We start from the raw sequence: 19,072 nt of genomic DNA, 5'->3' as shown, positions 1-19,072 counted from the left end.
GTCGGCCTTCGTGCCCACGGGTGGGCACGACTGCGCGCGTGCGGTGATGACGCGTATGGGTGTAGCGGGCCAGCAGCATCCATCGCTTCCCACGTCTCCCCGACGTGATCCCTCATGTCCGTGGGGATCTTGCCGTAGATCCGGTAGTCGGGGCGGCGTGCTGCGGTTCACCCCCACGAGCGTGGGGACCGGTCGCCTTGCTTGACGTTCGCCCTCCCCGGTGATTCACCCGCACGCGCGTGGAGACTCCGCGGTGTCGACCGACAGGCCCTGGCAGCGGTCCGGTTCACCCCCACGCGCGTGGGGACCACGGCATGGCCAGTGCGGGCAACGACTGCCGGAGCGGTTCACCCCCACGCGCGTGGGGACCACACCGGCATGAAGAGGAATCCGTCCGATATCAGCGGTTCACCCCCACGCGCGTGGGGACCACACAGCCGAGTTGCACCGAGAGGAGAACGCCAACGGTTCACCCCCACGCGCGTGGGGACCACCCGCCGATGACGCAGCGGCCGGACACGTAGGCCGGTTCACCCCCACGCGCGTGGGGACCACTTCTCCCTACGTCCGCGAGGCTCTCGACCCGCCGGTTCACCCCCACGCGCGTGGGGACCACCCTCGATCACGTAGTGCCTGCTCATGTTGCTCCGGTTCACCCCCACGCGCGTGGGGACCACGTCGTCTGTGCACGGCATCTGTCGTCCAGCGCCGGTTCACCCCCACGCGCGTGGGGACCACGGAGAGGACCCGTCCGCTGCTGCCTTCTCCCGCGGTTCACCCCCACGCGCGTGGGGACCACCCTTGCTGACCTGCAATGTTCCGGTGGCTTTGCCGGTTCTTGACCTGCCCTGTCATGCGTCCTCGGTCTTGTCGCATGGCGCGAGGGAGAGCAATCCGCATCCGTAGGACTTGCCGCGTCCGATGCCGTCGTGGATGTGTTGGATGGTTTGTTCCGGGTCAGAGATGGTGGCGGTGCCGTCGAAGCGGGTGCGGGCGTGGGTGATGCGGCGGTGGTCGGCGGTGCGGGTGCCTGCGGCGTCGGGCAGGCGGGTGCTGAGGGTCTCGTGGAGGGCGAGGCCGGCGGTGGTGGCTTGGCGTTGCCACCAGGCTTCGGCTTCCGGGCCATGGAGAGGGAGGCGCTGGCCGACGCGTCCGCGGTCGGAGTTGATGGCGAGGCGTCGGGTGGCGTTGGCGGTGATGCGGTAGCGGACGGTCATGCCTTCCTGGAGCTGTTTCAGAAGCGGCGTGAGGGGTTTGGCGAGGGCGCTTCCGTAGTGGACGGGGAGGTTGTCCAGTTCGGGTTCCATGGCGCTCTGGATCAGGACGGCGTATGTGTCTGCTTGTTCTTCGAGGCGGAAGAGGACTCCGGCTGTCTGGCGGGGGCGTTCGCCGAGGGCGTCGGGGAAGAGCCGCATGAGGGTTTGGTGGAGCGCGGGAGCGCTCGCCAGGTCGCGGCGGGCCTCAGTGGCTTCGGGGTTGAGGCGGATGCGGGTAAGCCAGAGGTCCGGGTGGTGGATATCGGAGGTCATTGTGGTGGTGTCGGGTTCGTCGGTGCGGGTGGGCATGGCACGTGGCCGGGGAGGACGTAGCGGGCCTCGTATTGGCGGTCGTGGGACTGGAAAGAGCGGGGGCGGTCGTAGCGCAGTTCCGCGCCGTCGGTGGTGGGGGCTGCGTCCACGAGCGTTCTCAGGAAGCCGCCTGGCGGTCGGCCGTCGCCACACCAGGGGTGCGAGGCGAGGGCGTCCTCGATGGCGAGGTCCTGGAGGGCGATGTCGGGGTCGGGGTGGACCAGCGGGCGGGCTGGGACGAAGGCGCGGCGCCCGAGGTAGAGGGGCCAGCGCGGGGCCAGCAGGGCGTGGTGGAGGGTGGTGAGCGTGGTCCGGTCGCTTTCCAGGGTAACGAGGAAGAGCGCGTCGGCGAGGTAGTTGCGGTAGGAGGTCACCGAGTGCCCGCCGCTGCGGTTCCGGGCGCGTTCGTGCTTCTCCATCGGGCTGCCCAGCGGCTGTTGGCTGGCCTTGGCGACACCGGCGGCGGTGTGGAAGTCCGCTTCCCGCTGGCCCTCGCGGTCCACCCGTACGCCCATGCGGAGGGTGGCCAGCTGCTGGATCGCCTCGTCCTGGTCGCGGCCAATGCCCTGGGCGGCGGCCAGGAGCCCGACCATGCCGGACTTGGTCGGTTCGGTGGCGGTGTCGCGCAGGGTCGAGCGTGAGCGAAGGCCCCATGACTGCATCGGGGCGTCCAGAACGATCAGCAGGACGCTCACGGGTGGACCTCTGCCGCGTCCAGAGTGCTGGTGATGAACTCCTCGAAGGTGTTCATGGGACTGAGCAAGGCGGTCGCGCTGTCGTCGAGTCCGTCGGCCAGGGTGTGGAAGACGGCCTTGCGGATCTGTTCCTGCCCGTAGAATCCGGCGATCTTCCGGTAGTGGTGGAGCAGCCGCTGCGTGGAAGTCAGCATCAGGTCCTCGGTGTCGCTGACCGGCCGCAGGTAGGCGTTGGCCAGGTTCCACGAGCCGTGGTCGCGCACGACGGCCAGGAGGGTCTCGGGCATCGTCTGGGCCGACATCGTGGCCTGCTTGCCCTTCGGGACGGCGTGGATGAAGGTGCGCAGCCAGGCCCGGGCGGCCTGGGCCACGAGGCCCTCATCGAGGGTCTCGCTGGCCAGGGTGAGGTTTTCCCGCAGTTGGGTGATGTCCAGGTTCGCGTAGCGGTAGTAGCAGGCCGCGTTGAACTCGATAGTGCCCAGCATGCCTGCACCGGGCTTGATCTCTTCTTCATTGGCGGAGTAGTCGTCGAGCGCGCTGAAGTAGTCGAAGTCGGTGGTGACACCGTGGGTGGACAGGCTGTGGGCGACCTGCGAGGCAGCCGTCATGGTCTTGTCGGCGTGGTCGGCGATCATGCGGCCGAACAGGGCGATGTCCACGGCCTGCCCGGGGCTGAGGAAGGGGCCCGTCGCCTCGCTGGCGAACTTGTGGAGCGGTCCTGCGGGGCCGTTCCTGGGCCCTTTCCGCAGTGAGGCGATCCATTCCTTATGGGTGGGGAAGTTGCCCTCCTGCTTGCCTTCCTCCTTGCCCTTCTTCTTCTGCCTGGCGGCCCGGGCAGCCTCGCGTTTGGTCAGCGCGGCATCGAGTGTGTCCCAGGACTGGGCACAGGCGTCGGCCAGCGTGCGGGGGGCGGTGGCTGGGAGGAAGAGGAGGTAGGACAGCTTCTCGTTCTGTTCGTCCCAGGACAGCCCCATCGCCTGCAGGGCGAGTCCGGCGAGCTGGCAGGCGCGGTCGCGGTCCTTGCCGTGCTCGCTGGCCAGGAGGTCTGCAGCTTCCTGGGCGTACCGCTTGGAGCGCGCGCCGATATCGTCCTGCGCCATTCCGTGTTCGCTCAGGCCCTCTCGTGCCGCGCGCTTGAGGGACTGGCTGGAGATACGCGCTCGGGTCACGCCCCCGAAGCGCGCGCTCTTGGGCTGCCCCAACTGATCGCGGTTGAGGTTGCTGACAGGGAAGGAATGCAGCAGGTGCAGCTCAATGATCAAGAATCTCTCCGTTCATGGGCAGGAGCGGGGCGGCAGGGCTACTGCTCGCTGTCCTGGGACGAGGCGTCGGAACGTCGTGCGCGTTGGTAATCGGCGCCCCAGCGCAGCAACACGTCGTTGCGCGCATGGGGGTCCCGGCCTTCTGGGACACGGCGCAGTAGTACGACCAGGTCCTTGAGGAGCCGGTGGAAATCCAGCGCGATCTCGGCCTGGTGTACGAGCTGGACGGCTTCCCGCACGTAGTAAGGCAGGTTGGCGGGGTCGGCCTCCAGCAGGTGACGCATGCGCCGCTCGGTGCCATCGCCGTCCCGTGCGTTTGCCAGGAGACCCATGGCAGTGCCCAGGGAGTGCCGTTGTGAGGGAGGCGGGGCCGGCTGCGGCGCGTATCCGAACAGGCCCGCGGTGAGCATCCAGGCATCGATCTGTGTGGAGGGCGGGTCGTGAGCGAAGACGAGGGAGGTGACGGTCAGGTCCGGGCGGTCCCGGGTGACGCTGTGGCGCAGGTAGACCAGCGTCATCCGGTCGGTGCTGTCCGGTCCGCCCGCCTCTCGGCCACCGCCGGTGGCGCACAGGTCGTAGAGCGACTGCACGAAGGCTCGCTGGCGCTCGCCGAGATCCGGCAGGCCGTTCGAGGAGGTGGTGGGCGGCAGGGTCATGATTCCTCCGGTGGGGCCGTGTGCCCCACGACTTCGCGTTCGAAGCTCTTGACGACGAGCTGGCGGTGGGCCCGGTACCGCTCCCGGTGGGCGCTCGCGCGCAGCAGTGTGTGGCCGGTGCGTGCCTGTCGGCGCACCCACCGGTCGGCGGCCTTGTCGGCCCCGTCGACGACCCGGTCGCGCCACTTCCACAATGCGCGGATCTCGCCCCGCGGATCACCCCCGGAGCCTCCAGCGCCGTCTTCCAGCGCGGCCAGCTCTCGCAGCAGTTCTGCGAAGGCGCCGGGGAGCTGGGGCCAGAACTGCAGCTCGGACTCGTAGCGGAAGCCCTCTCGTTCTTTCTGGGACTCTTCCTTCCGGGTGAAGGACTCGTCGGTCTCCTGGCGGTACCTGCGCTCCAGGGAGCGCAGGACGCTGGCGAGATCGTCGGCCAGTGCCACGGCGTTCCCGATCAGCCGTCCGATGCGTGGGTTGGCGGCCCGGAGCAGCGCGGCGGGGGCGGGAACGGCTTCCTCGTGCCAGGCTCCGATCATGCCGCTGCCGCCGGTCGCCCATTCCTGGCCGAAGATGCGGAGCGTGTAGACGGCGTCGGAGGGCAGCGCGCCGGTGTCCGTGAGGCGGGCGATCCTCTCCAGGGCCGACGGCCGCAGCCGAGCGGGACTGATTTCGGGGAAGCCGTCCATCGACAGGCCCAGGCCCTTGTTGCCACGGGGTTTGAACCAGCGCTGGGCCGGGGGCAGGAGCAGTTCTTGGCTGTGTCGCCACACGCCGCGCAGGGCATCGAGCCTCACCGGGCGAAGAGATGATGTCTTCGTCTTCTTCCGCTGCGCCACTTCGGACGAATCGCTGGGCTGATCGAACCAGGGAGCCCGGAAGGCGGCCATGTGCTCGGCTTCCAGGAGTTCGCTCCTGCAGCAGGTGCCGGGGGAGACGACGGCCCCTTGGATCATCACCTCCCCGTCCTGGTCGGCTTGGGTGAGCCGGACGCGTCGCGACTGCCAGGTGAGGAGATCGGTCCACCCGTACGCGCGGCGCGGTGCTGTCTCCGAGGCGATTGGTGCCTCCCAGGCCGGGCGGTCCTCCTCGGTCGTCGAAGTGGGGGCGTTGCGCTGCGGTGCGTACTCCAGCAGGTTCAGCAGCAAGGTGTGGAACAGCGTTGCGCCCTCGATGAGAACGCACCCGAACTGAGTGGTCGGCGGAGCCTCCGACTTCTTACTGCCCCTGGCGACCGGGGTCTTCGTCCCCGCGGTGTCATAGGCATGGACGGTGACGAGCCAGCGCGCGGCCACGTCCGGCCGCAGCGGGCGCGGCTCGCCGTCCCTGCTGTGGTCGAAGAGCGTGGCGTTGTTCTTCGCCGCACGGAAGGCCACCAGCGCGGCGGTGCCCTGCGCTTCTTTGAGTTCCGGACGCTGGAAGAAGGGCTGTTCCGACGAGAGGAGGTCGAAGCGATGCCGCCACCGACCGGCGTATTCCTCCAGCTCGCTCGCGGGGAATCCCTCGCCCTCCGCGCTCCACAGCTCCTGCCACCGAAGGTCATCGACGGTGCCGAGGGCACGGGAGAGGAAGGCGAGCAGCAACCGGTGCAACGCGGAGGTGACCGTCGAGGTCTCGCCGACCAGTGCGCGGAGATGGTGGGCCTGCGTCAAAGTCTCCACGACACCGAGCGTCGCCGTGGAGCCGTCCATGCGCACCACGGGAAGCCATGGCTCATCCAGGAGATTGAACGAGTGCGTCGTGATACCGGACCCTCCCCAACTTCCGGCCGTATGTCCCGCGTTGATGCTACGCGCGGATGATGGGAGCGCTTCCCCACCCCCCTGCCCCCACCGGATGGTGGCGGCAGCTCCCCACGATCCGCTCAGGAGCCGGGCTCGGGGCCCTGGGACAGGCGCGTGCCGCGCCACACCCCGGGCCTGCGGGTGAGGTCCTCCAGCCATCCGCTGCTCACCGGGTAAGGGATGAGGTTGGGAAGGGCCCGGGAGCGCAACCCGGCTCGCCGTTTGCGCCAGGCACGATGCGCGCGCTGCCACTGCTTCTCCCAGCCGGGCGGACAGCAGACGGCATCCTCGGGCCCGTAGACCTGGTCGATCAGGTACTGGGTGTCCTGCGGCCGGATCTCGGTCCGCTCCCGCAGCACGGCCCACGTGCGCAGAAGCAGCGCCTCCGGCGCGACCTGCGGCTTCCAGCCCGGGAAGTGCACAGTCACTCGCGTTCGGCCCCGGACCGTCTCCGTTCTCTCCTCCACCCCGATCAGCGTGATCGGAACCGGCTCTGCCAGGTTCCGCCCCTCCCGGGTATGCCGCCGCACCCGCCCCATCGCCTGCAGCATCCGGTCCAGGGGGCCCAGCGTGACCAGAGCCGCATCGAAGTCGAGGTCCAGCCCCTCGGCCAGCAGCGGACTGCCGAAGACCACGGCGCGCTGCGGCCGGGATCCCGCCTCATCGCGGGGCGGGCCGAACGCGGCCCGGATACGCTGATCGGCCGCTGACCGCTTGTCCGGAGTCAACTTGGCGTGGAAGAGATGATTCTCCACGTCCGCCCACTCCGCACGTGCCCGGATCCGCTGACCGCCCGCCGCGTGCGCCTCCTGCGTCTGGCGGACGATGTTGTGGAAGACGGCCACGCACTGGTTCTGCGAGGTGGCTGCCTCCAGCGCGAGGTCGGCACGCTCCTCCCACGCGTCCCTCCCGCCCGTCTCCGGCCGGTGAAACCGGTACACGCGCTCGTGCCCGTCTTTCTCGCCCTCCCCTTGTTCGACCTCCTCCACACGCAGGTCAGAGGGCTCCGCGCCGACCCAGAACACCCGGGGGTAGTGCCGTGGCACCCGCAGTTGCTGCCGTACACGGTCCGGGGACAGGGCCTGCGACGTTGCTGTTTGGGCACCTTCCACCCAGCAGCTCACCAGCTCCTCGGTATGGTCCGAGGAGAGCGTCGCGGACTGGAGAACAACAGGCACCCGGAGATGCCCCAGCCACCGCAACAACTGTTCCAGACGCACGTACTGGAAGTCGTCGTAGGTGTGGACCTCGTCGAAGACGACCACTCTGCCCGAGACTCCGGCCAACGCCAGGTAGTTGAAGCGGCGCCGCAGGGCACCGAGCATGAGCTGATCGATCGTGCCGACCCCGGTCGGTGCAAGGAGACCACGGTTGCGCTGCGCGAACCATGCCCGGGCAACCTTGTCCTGATCCCCCTCCCCTGACCGTTTTTTGGTCCGGACCGTACCCTCAGCAGGATCGGCGTTCACCTGCTCACAGTGCACCACTTCGCTCTGCGCCTCGTTCGATCCGGCCTCCGCGAGCACTTCCCTGGCCGAAGAGTGCAGCAACCCCAGAGGGGACGTTGCTCCCGTCCGTTCCAACAGCGCCTTGGCCGCATGGAAGGTCTGATTACTGGTCGCCCGCGTCGGCATCGCCACATAGAACCCAGCCAGTTCTAGGGAACGCACCATCCGTGCCGCGGCTTGCAGCCCCGCCTCGGTCTTCCCCGACCCCGTCGGCGCCGCGATCACCATGATCCCGGGTTCGCGGACCGCCCCGGCCAGTCGCTCCACCGCCCGCTGCACCGGGTTGCCCTGCGTGAACCCGGGGAACAGCTCACCGAACGACGCTTCGCCCGGAGGCTCCCACGCTTCCCAGAGCAGCCGCCCCATCTTCTCGGCCTCTTGCGTACGGGCTTGCGCGGCGTATGCCCGCAGATCAGCAGGATTCGGCATCGGAGCGAGTTTCCGCCTGTCGGACGCGATCCAGTCGGACGTGGTGGTCAACCCGGCCAGAGCCACCAGGGCCACCGGATCACTGACGACCTCGCTCCACCGGCCCGCCGGATCCTCCAGGCCCCACGCCTCCAGGAAGTCGCCAACGAACGCGTCCCGCCCTTCCCTCCACCGCAGACCGCCGATCTCGGACAAGGCATGCGCACACCCCTGGAGAACCGACGCCGTCGGAATCACGCCATGGTGTCCGCCCAACACCACGGCCAGATCCCGGGCGACCCCCGGCCGCGCCCCCCAACGTTCCAGCAACTCCCGCAGATGGACTGCGGTGACCCACCCGTGGTGCACATCGGTACGCACCTCCCTGGGCGCGTGCCGCAGAAGCCGCCTCATATCGCGCTGCGCACCCGGCGAGAAGCGGCCCCGAGCCGCATCGAAGCGCAACGCCTGAAACGTCGGCGCGTACTTCCCCAGATCGTGAAGCCCGCACAAAGCCGGCACCCACAACTCGGGATCCCCCACCGGCTCCAGCATTCGATACAACCGCCTACCGGCATCCCCCCGACACAGCGTCCTACCGATCAACTCCGCCACAGCAGCGGTATCCAACGCATGACACATCAACGCATGCGGCACCGCCCCCCGCCTCGGCCCCACCTTGCCCCACGGCACCACTGACCGATGCATCGGCAGACACAGATCATCGTCATCCATAGGATTCCGAGCATGCCCGCACCCCGAACCAGACGAAGCAGGGAGAATGAACCGAAAGGCAAAGAGAATGCAAAGCCAGGATGACGCCCCAGGTGGGGAAGGGTGGTCCCCACGTGCGTGGGGGTGAACCGACGTGGTCCGCGCCGACGGGCTCCACGGCTTCGTGGTCCCCACGTGCGTGGGGGTGAACCGTAGCGGAGGGTCTCGTCATCGCCGAGTCCCGGGTGGTCCCCACGTGCGTGGGGGTGAACCGGACCGTGGCGTCCTGCCGCGCCACCGGCTGGTGTGGTCCCCACGTGCGTGGGGGTGAACCGTGCACCGCGTGGCCGCGCGGGAAGGCGGGGCGGTGGTCCCCACGTGCGTGGGGGTGAACCGTTCAAGCCGGGCGGCGAGGTCTTCCAGATCCAGTGGTCCCCACGTGCGTGGGGGTGAACCTCGGCGTGGTGCTCGGCGTCCACGTCCCTGATCGTGGTCCCCACGTGCGTGGGGGTGAACCGCACGCTGGTCACCGGGTCACCCCTTGGTGGTCGTGGTCCCCACGTGCGTGGGGGTGAACCGTTGGCCGCTCAGCGAGACGCGGTCCGCGAGGCGTGGTCCCCACGTGCGTGGGGGTGAACCGGAGTGGCACACCCCGACCGTGCGGTCCTGGGCGTGGTCCCCACGTGCGTGGGGGTGAACCGGAATGTAGCGAGGATGCCGAGGACGACCTGGTGTGGTCCCCACGTGCGTGGGGGTGAACCGCTCGTGCTGCCCATGGACGAGATGTGGCGGGCGTGGTCCCCACGGGCGTGGGGGTGAACTGCCGTTGAGGTACAGCGCGGCCTCGGCCTGTCTCCACGGGCGCGGGGGTGAACCGGCGGCGCCCCAGATGGTGAGCCGCTTGCCCACATGGTCCCCACGCAATTGGGGACCACCGATGTGCTGGATGAGGACATCCGCTGAGCCTTGTTCCCATACGTACGACTATCCCAGTGAATGGGGCGGGTTGTAGTGCGACGGGGCTCGGCCCAATGTCGTCGTCCGTACCGTGCATCCGGGTGGTTGGAGGCGCCCCGGTCCTGCCCCTGCGTGCGGGCTCGTTAGGCTCACACTTCGTCGCGCGCGCCTTGAGAACCAGACTCTTCGTTACTGGCCCGATTGCGTGGGTGGCTGGCGCGGATCCGCAACCCGTGAGCAAGTTCTGCTGCTCGGGCCACGGGGACAGACTTGGCCGATCGCTCCAGTTGGGATCGAGGCAGACCAACGAGTTCGGCGAGTAGGTCGGGGTCGTCGAAGACGCGAAGTGCTGCTGCCACTGCTTCCTTGAGCGCGGTGTCAGCGTGCTTCCTGGCCTCGCTGGTTGCCTGGGCGGCTTGGCGTGCGGCGATGACCTCTGCGGCGGCCACTTCGCAGGTCTTGAGGCGGAGGGCTTCCGCTGCCCGGATGCGGCGGCGGAGTTGAGCTGCCGTGGGGCGGGGGCGGTCGGCGGGGTTCACGTCATGCACCAGCCCGAGTCGCAGCCGGTGTCGAACTCGTCCAGGGGCAGGGTGTCCACGCCCTCAGCGATGACTTGGCGGAGCGGTCGTCCGAATCGAGTCAGGAAGACGTGGTCTTTGCCCAGATCGTCGCGGCGCCGGTTGAGGAGATCTTCGAGTTCGCAGGCTCGGTTGAACAGCTCCGGTTGGGATCGGCGGCGCTCGTGCCAGGTCTCGGCGCGTTGGAAGGGGCAGAACCAGCAGGCGGACTTCGGGGGTACGGGGAGGCCCGCGTTGCGGATGATGCGTATGCAGTCGTTGCGGCGGATGCCGAGTTCCAGCAGGGGGTACTCGATGCGTTCGTAGGGTTCGCAGCGGCGTTTGTTGGCGCGGTGGATCTCGTCGAGGCTGATGCCTATGCCCACGGTCGCCGGAGCGCTGGCTGTCGCGCCCCGGCGGAGGAGTTCTTGGCCTATGACCTTGATCTTGAACTCGACCGTGCAGGAACGGGTGCCGGGGGCGCCGTTGGACATGCGGATGGGTATGCGTAGTGAGCGTGAGCCGGGGCGGGTGAGGTCCTGGTACAGGGTGCGGACTTCGCCGGTGCGCTTCATGACCTTGTGGAGCAGGACGAGTTCGAGGCCGTGATCGCGGGCGAACGGCGCGGCGTGCCGTTCGATATAGCGGAGGGTGGCTGGGTTCTCGGAGTCGTCCCCGACGTTGGCCATGAGGAAGGTGCGGTAGTCGAGTTCGCCGCGTGCGGCCAGGGCGAGGGCGGCGGTGGATTGCCAGCCTCCGCCGTAGCTGAAGGAACGTAGCGGAGGTCGGGAAGGGCGCTGGGGGCAGGCATTGGGCATGCCTGAATCTCCTGTTCTGCTCTCGCGGGAGAGACCTCAGCCGTTCGCAGAGGTGCGCGGGTTGCGGATCCGCTGAGGCTCAGAGGGCGGGGCTTGGTGGGGGAGGGAACACGGGGTCGGCGTACGTCGCCTTCGGGCGGGCGTAGGCGCGGTATTCCTTGAGGAGGGCGTCGAGTCGGTCTGCCGCGCGGGATGACGGAGGGGCCGGGATTTGGCGGGTGCGGAGGAGTTCTTCGAGGTGGGCTCGGGGGATGTCCGTGCCGGTGGCGCGGGCGGCGGTCACCAGGTGGGCGGCTGCTGCTTCGGAGGCTCGTTCGGTGGGGGCCTGGGTCTTGGCGAGGCGGTCGCGGTGGGCGGCGGTGAGAGGGCGCCAGCGGAGTTTCTTGGTCGTGCGGTTGCGGGGGATGAAGTCCGGGTCGTCGCTGGCGAGGCGGTTGGCGAGGCGGCTGATGCAGCCGGGTATGGCGGTGGCCAGGTGTCGGCTGGCGGTGGCGATGCCGTGCAGCGCGGTCCATAGGCGGCCGGGGCCGCCGCCGTTGCGGATGATCTCGGAGACTGGGCGGGGCTTTTGGCGGACGCCGTACTCCGGGGACCAGCTCGGGCCGTAGAGGAGCTGGCCGACTTGGAGGACGAGGGCGCGGGCTTCCAGCGTGGCCGGGTGGGGGCGCGTACGGGGGAGCGCGGGCATGCGGCCCTCGCGTATCGCGGTGCGTTGGGTGCGGTCGAGGGGCGGGTGCTCGCGAGGGTCGCCGAGGTCTACGACGCGGTGCCAGGACTTCGCGGCTCGCTGCCAGGCCATGGCGCTGGTGCGGAGCTTGTCGGCGGCGAGCTGGAGGTCCGCCGCGGGTCCGGTGTCCTGTTCTGTGGCGAGGTGGCGCAGGACTCGGCCGGCGAGCAGGTGTCCTTGGTAGAGGTATCGGGAGATCTGCTGGAGGTCGGAGCTGCTGAGGGCGTCGGCGCCCTGGGAGACGCGGAAGATGTGCCGGGTCAGGCGGTCGGTGCCGTCCAGGAGGTCGCCCCGGTCCTCGGCGCCGGGCGGGGCGGCGAGGGGGAGTGTGCCGAAGTGCCGGTCGGAGGCGAGCAGGGCGCTGTGGCCGGTGAGGGTGGCGCGGTCGAGTTCGTTGCGGACGTCGGCGAAGCGGGCGCGTTCGGGGGTGATGGGGGAGCGGCGCGCGAGGGTGTCGGCGTAGCGGGCCGCCTCGCGTGCGACGTCGCCCAGGCGGGAGCAGACGTAGCGCTGGACGCCGGGCTCGGCGAGCAGAACCGCGTACGGGGTCAGCGGACGGCCGCCTGGTCCGCGGTGACTGCGGAGCACGTCGCGGCTGGCGGTCAGGAGTTGGCCTGCGGCGGCGAGGTGCTGAGCGGCGGGGTCGGTCGCCTCCGAGGGGTGCTCGAACGGGAGGGTGTCCAGGCGGCGTTCGGCCGAACCCAGCTCGTGGTGGAGGCGGGAGAGCGCTGGGGACATCGCGGTGCGGACGAGACCGGCGGGGCCGGGGAGCGCGCCGGGATCGCGGGCGTACTCCGTGGGGTAGAGGCGGAGTTGGGCGACCAGGTGCCGCAGTATGTGGGCGTGGGCTCCGGTCGGCGCCGAAGGTAGGTGGCGTACGGCCTCACGGACCTCGTCGGCCGCAGCCTTGAGGAGTTCGCCGAGGGTGACGGACATGGCGTCTCACTGCGGCTCGGGCGCCGCGCGGAGGTTGCGGGCGGCACCTCGGGCGTGCCCGGCGGCCGTACGCAGGCTCGTGCGGACCTCGTCGATGGCGCCCGTCGCCACGTGGTCGAGGAGCCCCGCCGCCTTCTCCAGGAGGGCAGCGCAGACGGGCAGCGTGCGCTCCGGCTCCTCGGCGAGGACGTAGGACTGCCCGGCGTCCGGCAGCGGCATCAACGACTTGCCAGCCGCGGCTTCGCCCGACGCGGCGGCGGCCATCACCTCGTCGTAGCCCTCGCGGAACGCGATCGAGTCGGCAGCCTGCTCGGCGACATCGAAGACGTCCCACATCGCGTCGAGCGCGGCTACGGGTGCGTCGGTGTCCAGGGCGGCGGCGAGGTCGGTGAGATCGGGGGAGGGCATGGGAGTTCTCCTCGGAACGAAGGGGAGAGGCGTGTGCCGACTCCCGGTGGAGTGGGCCGATGTGAGCCGTAGCGTATGGATCGCGCTGTTTTGTTCTCCAGGTGCTGCGATTCACCACAGAGTGAACGGGGTCCCCGCGTTGATCACTGCGCCTACGCGCGAGGCGATGGCCGTCTCGTCCTCACCGGCGGTTTGCGCGGCGCGGATGGTTCGGGCGATGGCGCGAGCGCGGCCCGCTGGTCCCCGTATGTCGGCGAGCGGGCTGGCCGGGTCGCCTCTCCGGGCCAGCCACTCCGAACGGTTCTCGGCCGCCGTCCCCAGGCGCAGATGGGCGGGGTTCTGGCAGGAGTGGTTGTCGCAGCGGTGGCAGACGGTGGGTTCGAAGGCTTCGTCGACGAGGCGAGGGATCGGGCCGTGGGCGAGCTGGTAGCCGAAGAGGTGGGCGGGGACCGTGCCCCGGCGGGTGCGGCCGGGTAGCGAGCCCGCGCGAAAGCTGCCGTGCCCGGTGTCGGAGATGGCACCGAGCCAGAAGTGGCACGCCGACGGGTCGGTTGGCCGGTAGATCTTCGAGTGGTAGCGCTCGCGTACGAGGGGGTCCGCGAGCCACCGCGCCCAGGGTGTGGTGGTGAGGTCCTCGGCGGCGAGTCGGTGGTGGTGACCGGCTGTAGGAGTGGGCGGGACGGCGGTGAAGAGGCCCGCGTCCTCGAACTCGGAGCGGTGCATGCCGCCCACGGTCCAGCGGCATCCGTTTTGAACTCCAAGAGGCCCGTGCTCTCCTGTGGCCGCCTACCTCGGTAACAGCCCAACCGGCCACCCTCTCACATCGAGAGCGCAAATAGGTAGCAACCAGGACCAAGGTATCGTCGCGTCGCGACGATACGGCTGCGCGTTTGCGCAGGTCAGCTCAGTTGTGGCGGGCGGAGGTGGTCCGGTTGGCGTGGGTGACGATGATCGGATCCTCGGACGCCCAGGTTGAGTACCGACTGACCGGCGGACACGGGTGCGCGACCGTCGCCGCACTGGCCGCTGAACCGCTGGTCGCCGCGATCGAGGCGAAGGCGGATGCCGAGAGCGTCGGGGTCGCGGAACTGCTGGGATCGCGGGCGGCGAAGCGGACCTTCTTCGCTGCCCGTACGCGCCTACGAGCAGGTCGTGGCGAGGTGACGGTCACTACTGAGGATGCTGTGCTGCTGCTGGGCGCGGCCGGGCTGGCGGCTACGGACGTCTACCCGGGCGTCCCCCTGCTGCCGCCCCGCGCGGACGCTCAGCTCGACTACCACCTGGACGCGAACGAACGACCGTTGGTCTGGATCGGGAACGGGCTGACCGAGTTCGGTATCGAGCCCGGAAGCGTGCTCACGGCGGCCGACTTCGACGCGGCCCGGAGGCTGATGCGGGGCGAGGATCCGCGCGACGGCAGCGTGCTCGTCGAGCCGAAGTTGGCCATTGCCCCCGAGGCGAAGCTCCCCACCGCGCCGCTGGTGAAGACGCTCCGTCGCATGGCGGCGGCACGCGGGATCGCCCCGGATGGACTGTTCCCTTCGCAGCGGTCGAAGGACCTGTTCGGGCGGGTGGAACGGCAGGTGGCGAGGTACGGGCAAAGCCATCGGGCGCCCGTATCGGGCCTGCTCCGGCTCGCCGAAGCCGCCGGAGCGGACGCGCTCAGCCTGTACGGGAGGGACGAGGTCGAGCGCGCGCTGCGCGTTGAAGAGGGCGGGCGTCTGGACGTACGGCCGTTGCTCAAGGCACTGGCGGCGAAGGCCCAGCGGGAACGTCGGCCCATCGCCGCGCTGTTCGCCTCCGAAGCGCACCGGCGACGGGTCCAGCAGTGCTGGAACCAGTCCCTACGACGCCCGCGCGAACTCCCGATCCCCGTGCGGGAAGCGCTGGCTCTGGCCAAGGGCGTCGGCCTCGATCCGTACGGGATCTGGGACGAGGAAGAGGTCAAGGCCGCACTCCGGCAAGGCCGGGTGGAGGTGGGCAACCGGGGCGCGGACGTCACGCTGGAGCTGCCCAAGTCGTACTCAGTGCTGCTCGCCTTCGCCGCCAAGGGGATGGCCGCTGAGACGGAGGCCATCTACACCTCGTGCGGACGCGAGACTGTCGCGGCAATGGAGCGGTGGACGGCGTACGCGATGCGGGGTCGGCACGGCGACGGCGCGAGCGCGGAGCGCGTATCCACCTCCGGATTCTCCGGTTGGATGATGGTGCACCGGGCCGCGCGCCCGGTCGACGGCGCCGCCTGCGGCGACCCGCACTTCCACCTGCACTTCACTCTCGCCAACCTCGTCAAGGGAGCAGACGGGAAGTGGTCCACCGTTGCCGCCGGAGGCCGCGACCTGCACCGGCACGCGCGAGCCACCCAGGCACTCATGTCCGCCCGGATACGCCACGACCTGCACGCCCGCTACGGCCTCTCCTTCCGCCGCGACGAACGCACCGGGGCATGGGAGATCGAGGGCATCCCCGAACGCTCGATACGGCTCTTCGCCAAACGCGACAGCCAGATCCGGAGCCTCCTCCAGCAGCTCGGCGTCAGCTACGAGACGGCCACCACCGCAGCGCGTATCCGCGCCGGGAACGTGACCCGAGCGGCCAAGAACCACGAGGCCGCCTCCGTCGAGGACGACGTACTCCGTCGCTACTGGCAGGCCGAAGCGCGCGCGAGCGGCGAGGACCCTCAAGCCATCGCCGAGGACCTCCTCCGGACGTCGGACACGAACCGTAGACCATCGACCGAGGCCCTGTGCCGGGCCGTCTTCGACCCGGCCGAGGGGCTGACCGCTCACAGTAAGGAGTTCACGCACGCCGCCGCGATAGCCGCCGTCCTGGACGCCATGCCGTACGGCGTCGCCAGCGCGGGGGAGGCCGAGGACCTGACGGACGCGGTGCTCGCGCACGCCGGGTACGCGGTGCAGCTCCTGCCCAAGGGGCCGCAGCACTTCACTCACCCCGAGCGCTACACCACCGCGGATGTCATCGACGCCGAGACGACCAACCTCACCCAGGCCCTGAACCGCCGGAACGAGCACGCCGCCGTCGTCCCGCACACCACGCTCCAGGCGGCCGTGTCCGCTACGGAAGCCGCCCAGGGCCCCGGCTTCGCCTTCTCCGCCGAACAGCGCGCCGTCCTGCACCGGATCCTCACCGCCGGGCACGGCATCGACGCCGTCATCGGGATCGCGGGTGCGGGCAAGACGACGCTGATGGACACCGCCCGGCAAGCCTGGCAGGCGAGTGGTCACGTCGTTGCCGGGGCTTCCACGGCTGCCGTCGCCTGCGCCAACCTCACCGCCGAGACCGGCATCCCCGCCCGCACGCTCGCCTCGTGGATGACCTCCGTACGAGACGGGGGCCAGGGGCTCGCGGGGATCGACGTCCTGGTGCTCGACGAGGCCGCGATGTGCGACGACCGCGACCTCGCCGACCTCCTCACCCACGCCCAGACCACCGGCACGAAAGTCGTCGGAATCGGTGACCCCCAGCAGCTCCACTCCCCGGGCATCGGCGGCAGCTTCGCCGCGATCCACGACCTCCTCGACGGCCTCTCCCTCACCGAGAACTACCGCCAGCGTGACCCCGTCGAGCGTCGCGCCCTGGCCCTCTGGCGAGCCGGTGACCGTGCCGAAGCGCTGCACTCCCTGGCCCGGTACGGCCGAGTCCACGCCGAGGATGACAAGGACGCCACGATCGCCGCCATGCTCACGGCGTGGCACGAGCGCCGATCCAGATTCGAGGACGACCACGAGGCGGTTCAGCAGCTCGTGATGCTCGCCGCCACGAACGCCATCGTCGACGAACTCAACCTCGGCGCCCGCGCCCTACGCCGCCACCACGGCAACCTCACCAGCGAGGACCATCACTTCCCTCTCACCGGCGGCGGCACACTCACCCTCGCCGTCGGCGACCAGGTTCTCGTCCGCGCCAACGACTACCGTGCCCGCGCCACGGACGGCGCCCACGCAGACGTCCTCAACGGCTATCGCGGCCTTGTCCGCGCCATCGACCCCAGCCGTGGGGTCCTCGTCGAATGGCGCCGCAAGGCACCGACAGGTGGAGAGCAGGAGCCGAGAGAGTGGGTCACGTCCGACTTCATCGCCGAAGGCGGACTATCACTGGGATACGCCATGACCGGCCACAAGGCACAGGGCCTCACGGTCGACCACGCACTTGTCTACGGGCCTGGCGCCCTGGCCAACGCTCTCTACACGATGCTGTCTCGGGACAGGCAGGAGACGCACCTCTACCTCCCGCTCGCAGCTTTCGAAGCTGACGCGGACCGTGCGCGGAATGGAGAGGCGGCTACGGGCGCGGAGCGACTGGACTGGGCCGTCGCCGGGCTTCTCCACGGCATCGAGCGGGGCGCCCAGGAGACGCTGGTCCTCCCCGAACTTCCCGGCCACCGCATACCGTCTCACGTCCGGGCAACCGTCGAGAGGCTCTCGGGCGACACCGACCACGGAGCCACAGCGCACCACCATGATGCGTCAACCAGTGCGACCAAGCGCGTGGCTGATCATCCGGCGCCCTGTAAGGCCCGGCGAGATTTCACGGCGCCAGCCGCCAAGACACCTACTCGATAAGGAAGTTAGAGCAGCGCGAAAGGCTCTGCCGCCTTCGCTGAGGCTGGCGCTGCATGGGATTGTCAGACCCGGAATCTATCCTTCCGGGCGTGATGATCACTGAAACGCGATCCGTCGACTGGACAGCACTCGGTCGGGCGTTCGCCGAGGCGTACGAAGAGCTGGATGCGAATGAGCTCCTCCGGGCTCCGCAAGAGGAGGAAGCCCTAACGGCTGACATTGCAGATGCCGTAGAGCCCGAGGGGACGGAAGCATCGAGAACCTGGTGGACGCAGCCTGTTGGGGATCTGCGCAAATTTTTCAAGCATGAAGCCAGGGACCTCACTCCCTGGATTGCCGAGCGCCTGGGGCAGGTTCAGTACGCTGCGCGAATAGAGAATGAACTGCAACTTGTCGGTACGGAGGAACGTATAGCGGGTTACCGCATTGATGTACTTGCGAAGACCAGGGTTGAGAACCGGGAGCGATACGTAGTCATTGAAAACCAGCTAGAAAAGTCTGACGCGGACCATCTAGGACGTCTTATAAGTTGCGCGGCGGAGGTTGACGCAAGTCATGCGATATGGATTGGGGTCGAATTTCGCAGTGAGCATCTCAAAGTGTTGGATGGTCTTCGCCGTTCAGCCGGGTGCAAGTTCATCCCGCTGACGTTCGAGGGGCGCTATGTTGAGGAAGGGAGTGCTACTTTCGATCTGGCTATCCCGGGGAGATTCCCGACGCCGGATGATCCAATGATGGAGCGGCTTGGTGCGGCTCTCCAGGCGATCCAGGCCGTGGAGGCTGATGTGTCCAGGGCGAACTACATCCATCATCTTCATCCGGGTGCAGAATTTACTCGGTATCGGCACCTGATTGAGCAAGTGAATCATTGGGCTGGAGAAGTGAAGGATGTCACCGAAGAGTTCTTGGGGGATGTGCCCGAGCTAAGGCAGACTCGCGGCCGTGGGTGACCGCGTGATCTCCAATTTTCAGTCGGTGGTGCTGATAGATGGCCCGTTCTCTTGTGTGGCAATATCTGCTAGAACTAAGTTGCGCACGTAAGTGTCCGGCGCGAGGTTCGATGCTTCGGCCCGAAGTAGCAGGATGGCGTAGTCGGGCTCTTCTATCGTGACTCGGATGGCGCAGGATTTGGTCAGACAGAGGTCCTGTGCTGTCGCTGGTTCGCCGACTTCTTGAATGAGCAACTCTGAGATGAGGCCAGGTATAGGAGGCCGTGGCTTTTCACCATTGCGGATCCAGCGGCCGACCCGAGCAGCATCGATGGCGATGCCTCGATGCCCCCGCAGTCTGGCGTGCGCGTTGATACGGCGTGCTGTCTCCCCGTTCGACCAGCCGGCGGCCGAGAGGGCCAGGGCGAGCGCGTAGTTGGGGGTGCTCATCGGGGTCTCCGTCGTGGGTGGGGCTGGCGGTGTGTGGGGGAGGGGGTTGCGGATGGATTCGCAACGTCGCAGGTCATAGCCGTGTGAGGGGCGGTCTCGGGACCTTTGCGGGGTGGCG

General features: G+C 68.8%; 14 protein-coding genes and 2 CRISPR repeat arrays. Of the genes, 2 read left to right on the top strand and 12 right to left on the bottom strand.

The window, feature by feature from the left end:
- Nucleotides 1–163 precede the first annotated feature (163 nt).
- Nucleotides 164–799: direct repeats of the CRISPR family, unit length 29 nt; unit sequence CGGTTCACCCCCACGCGCGTGGGGACCAC.
- Between the two features lie 52 nt (nucleotides 800–851).
- From cas6e to ACGF3A_RS36220, 11 genes are all read right to left on the bottom strand, one after another.
- Nucleotides 852–1,529 (bottom strand): type I-E CRISPR-associated protein Cas6/Cse3/CasE, encoded by a 678-nt coding sequence (cas6e, locus tag ACGF3A_RS36270; RefSeq protein ID WP_393734751.1) that lies wholly within the window; start codon nucleotides 1,527–1,529, stop codon nucleotides 852–854.
- On the bottom strand, nucleotides 1,526–2,263 hold the full coding sequence (gene cas5e / locus ACGF3A_RS36265) for a type I-E CRISPR-associated protein Cas5/CasD (RefSeq protein ID WP_393734750.1): 738 nt from the start codon (nucleotides 2,261–2,263) through the stop codon (nucleotides 1,526–1,528). Before cas5e ends, cas6e begins: the two co-directional genes overlap by 4 nt.
- Nucleotides 2,260–3,525 (bottom strand): type I-E CRISPR-associated protein Cas7/Cse4/CasC, encoded by a 1,266-nt coding sequence (locus ACGF3A_RS36260; RefSeq protein WP_393734749.1) that lies wholly within the window; start codon nucleotides 3,523–3,525, stop codon nucleotides 2,260–2,262. Before ACGF3A_RS36260 ends, cas5e begins: the two co-directional genes overlap by 4 nt.
- A gap of 38 nt (nucleotides 3,526–3,563) precedes the next feature.
- Entirely contained in the window at nucleotides 3,564–4,181 is a 618-nt protein-coding gene (gene casB / locus ACGF3A_RS36255; protein ID WP_393734748.1) for a type I-E CRISPR-associated protein Cse2/CasB, read from the bottom strand.
- Nucleotides 4,178–6,118: a type I-E CRISPR-associated protein Cse1/CasA gene (casA, locus tag ACGF3A_RS36250; RefSeq protein WP_393734747.1), complete on the bottom strand. Its 1,941-nt coding sequence runs from the start codon at nucleotides 6,116–6,118 to the stop codon at nucleotides 4,178–4,180. The genes casB and casA overlap by 4 nt, the downstream gene beginning before the upstream one ends.
- Nucleotides 6,040–8,583, bottom strand: a complete 2,544-nt coding sequence (locus ACGF3A_RS36245) for a CRISPR-associated endonuclease Cas3'' (RefSeq protein ID WP_393734949.1) — start codon at nucleotides 8,581–8,583, stop codon at nucleotides 6,040–6,042. The genes casA and ACGF3A_RS36245 overlap by 79 nt, the downstream gene beginning before the upstream one ends.
- A 129-nt stretch (nucleotides 8,584–8,712) precedes the next feature.
- Nucleotides 8,713–9,466: direct repeats of the CRISPR family, unit length 28 nt; unit sequence GTGGTCCCCACGTGCGTGGGGGTGAACC.
- Between the two features lie 229 nt (nucleotides 9,467–9,695).
- On the bottom strand, nucleotides 9,696–10,085 hold the full coding sequence (locus tag ACGF3A_RS36240; protein ID WP_393734746.1) for a hypothetical protein: 390 nt from the start codon (nucleotides 10,083–10,085) through the stop codon (nucleotides 9,696–9,698).
- Nucleotides 10,082–10,921: a phosphoadenosine phosphosulfate reductase gene (locus ACGF3A_RS36235; protein ID WP_393734745.1), complete on the bottom strand. Its 840-nt coding sequence runs from the start codon at nucleotides 10,919–10,921 to the stop codon at nucleotides 10,082–10,084. Before ACGF3A_RS36235 ends, ACGF3A_RS36240 begins: the two co-directional genes overlap by 4 nt.
- A gap of 79 nt (nucleotides 10,922–11,000) precedes the next feature.
- Nucleotides 11,001–12,584, bottom strand: a complete 1,584-nt coding sequence (locus tag ACGF3A_RS36230; RefSeq protein WP_393734744.1) for a hypothetical protein — start codon at nucleotides 12,582–12,584, stop codon at nucleotides 11,001–11,003.
- 6 nt (nucleotides 12,585–12,590) lie between these two features.
- Nucleotides 12,591–12,992: a hypothetical protein gene (locus tag ACGF3A_RS36225; protein WP_393734743.1), complete on the bottom strand. Its 402-nt coding sequence runs from the start codon at nucleotides 12,990–12,992 to the stop codon at nucleotides 12,591–12,593.
- Nucleotides 12,993–13,103: 111 nt separating this feature from the next.
- On the bottom strand, nucleotides 13,104–13,715 hold the full coding sequence (locus ACGF3A_RS36220; RefSeq protein ID WP_393734742.1) for a hypothetical protein: 612 nt from the start codon (nucleotides 13,713–13,715) through the stop codon (nucleotides 13,104–13,106).
- Nucleotides 13,716–13,939: 224 nt separating this feature from the next.
- Between ACGF3A_RS36220 and mobF the strand changes: the two genes are divergently transcribed.
- Entirely contained in the window at nucleotides 13,940–17,575 is a 3,636-nt protein-coding gene (gene mobF, locus ACGF3A_RS36215; RefSeq protein WP_393734948.1) for a MobF family relaxase, read from the top strand.
- 89 nt (nucleotides 17,576–17,664) lie between these two features.
- A complete protein-coding gene (locus tag ACGF3A_RS36210; protein ID WP_393734741.1) occupies nucleotides 17,665–18,525 on the top strand; it encodes a hypothetical protein in 861 nt (286 codons plus the stop codon).
- An 18-nt stretch (nucleotides 18,526–18,543) separates the two neighbouring features.
- Here ACGF3A_RS36210 and ACGF3A_RS36205 read toward each other — a convergent pair whose 3' ends face one another.
- Nucleotides 18,544–18,954 carry a hypothetical protein gene (locus ACGF3A_RS36205; protein ID WP_393734740.1) on the bottom strand — a complete coding sequence of 137 codons (411 nt, stop codon included), beginning with the start codon at nucleotides 18,952–18,954 and terminating at the stop codon, nucleotides 18,544–18,546.
- Nucleotides 18,955–19,072: the final 118 nt, after the last annotated feature.

Origin of the sequence: Streptomyces sp. NPDC048172, assembly GCF_043202595.1 — a bacterium.
GTDB lineage: Bacteria > Actinomycetota > Actinomycetes > Streptomycetales > Streptomycetaceae > Streptomyces.
The sequence above is the reverse complement of the archived record's forward strand: the minus strand, read 5'-3'. Positions and strand labels throughout refer to the sequence as shown.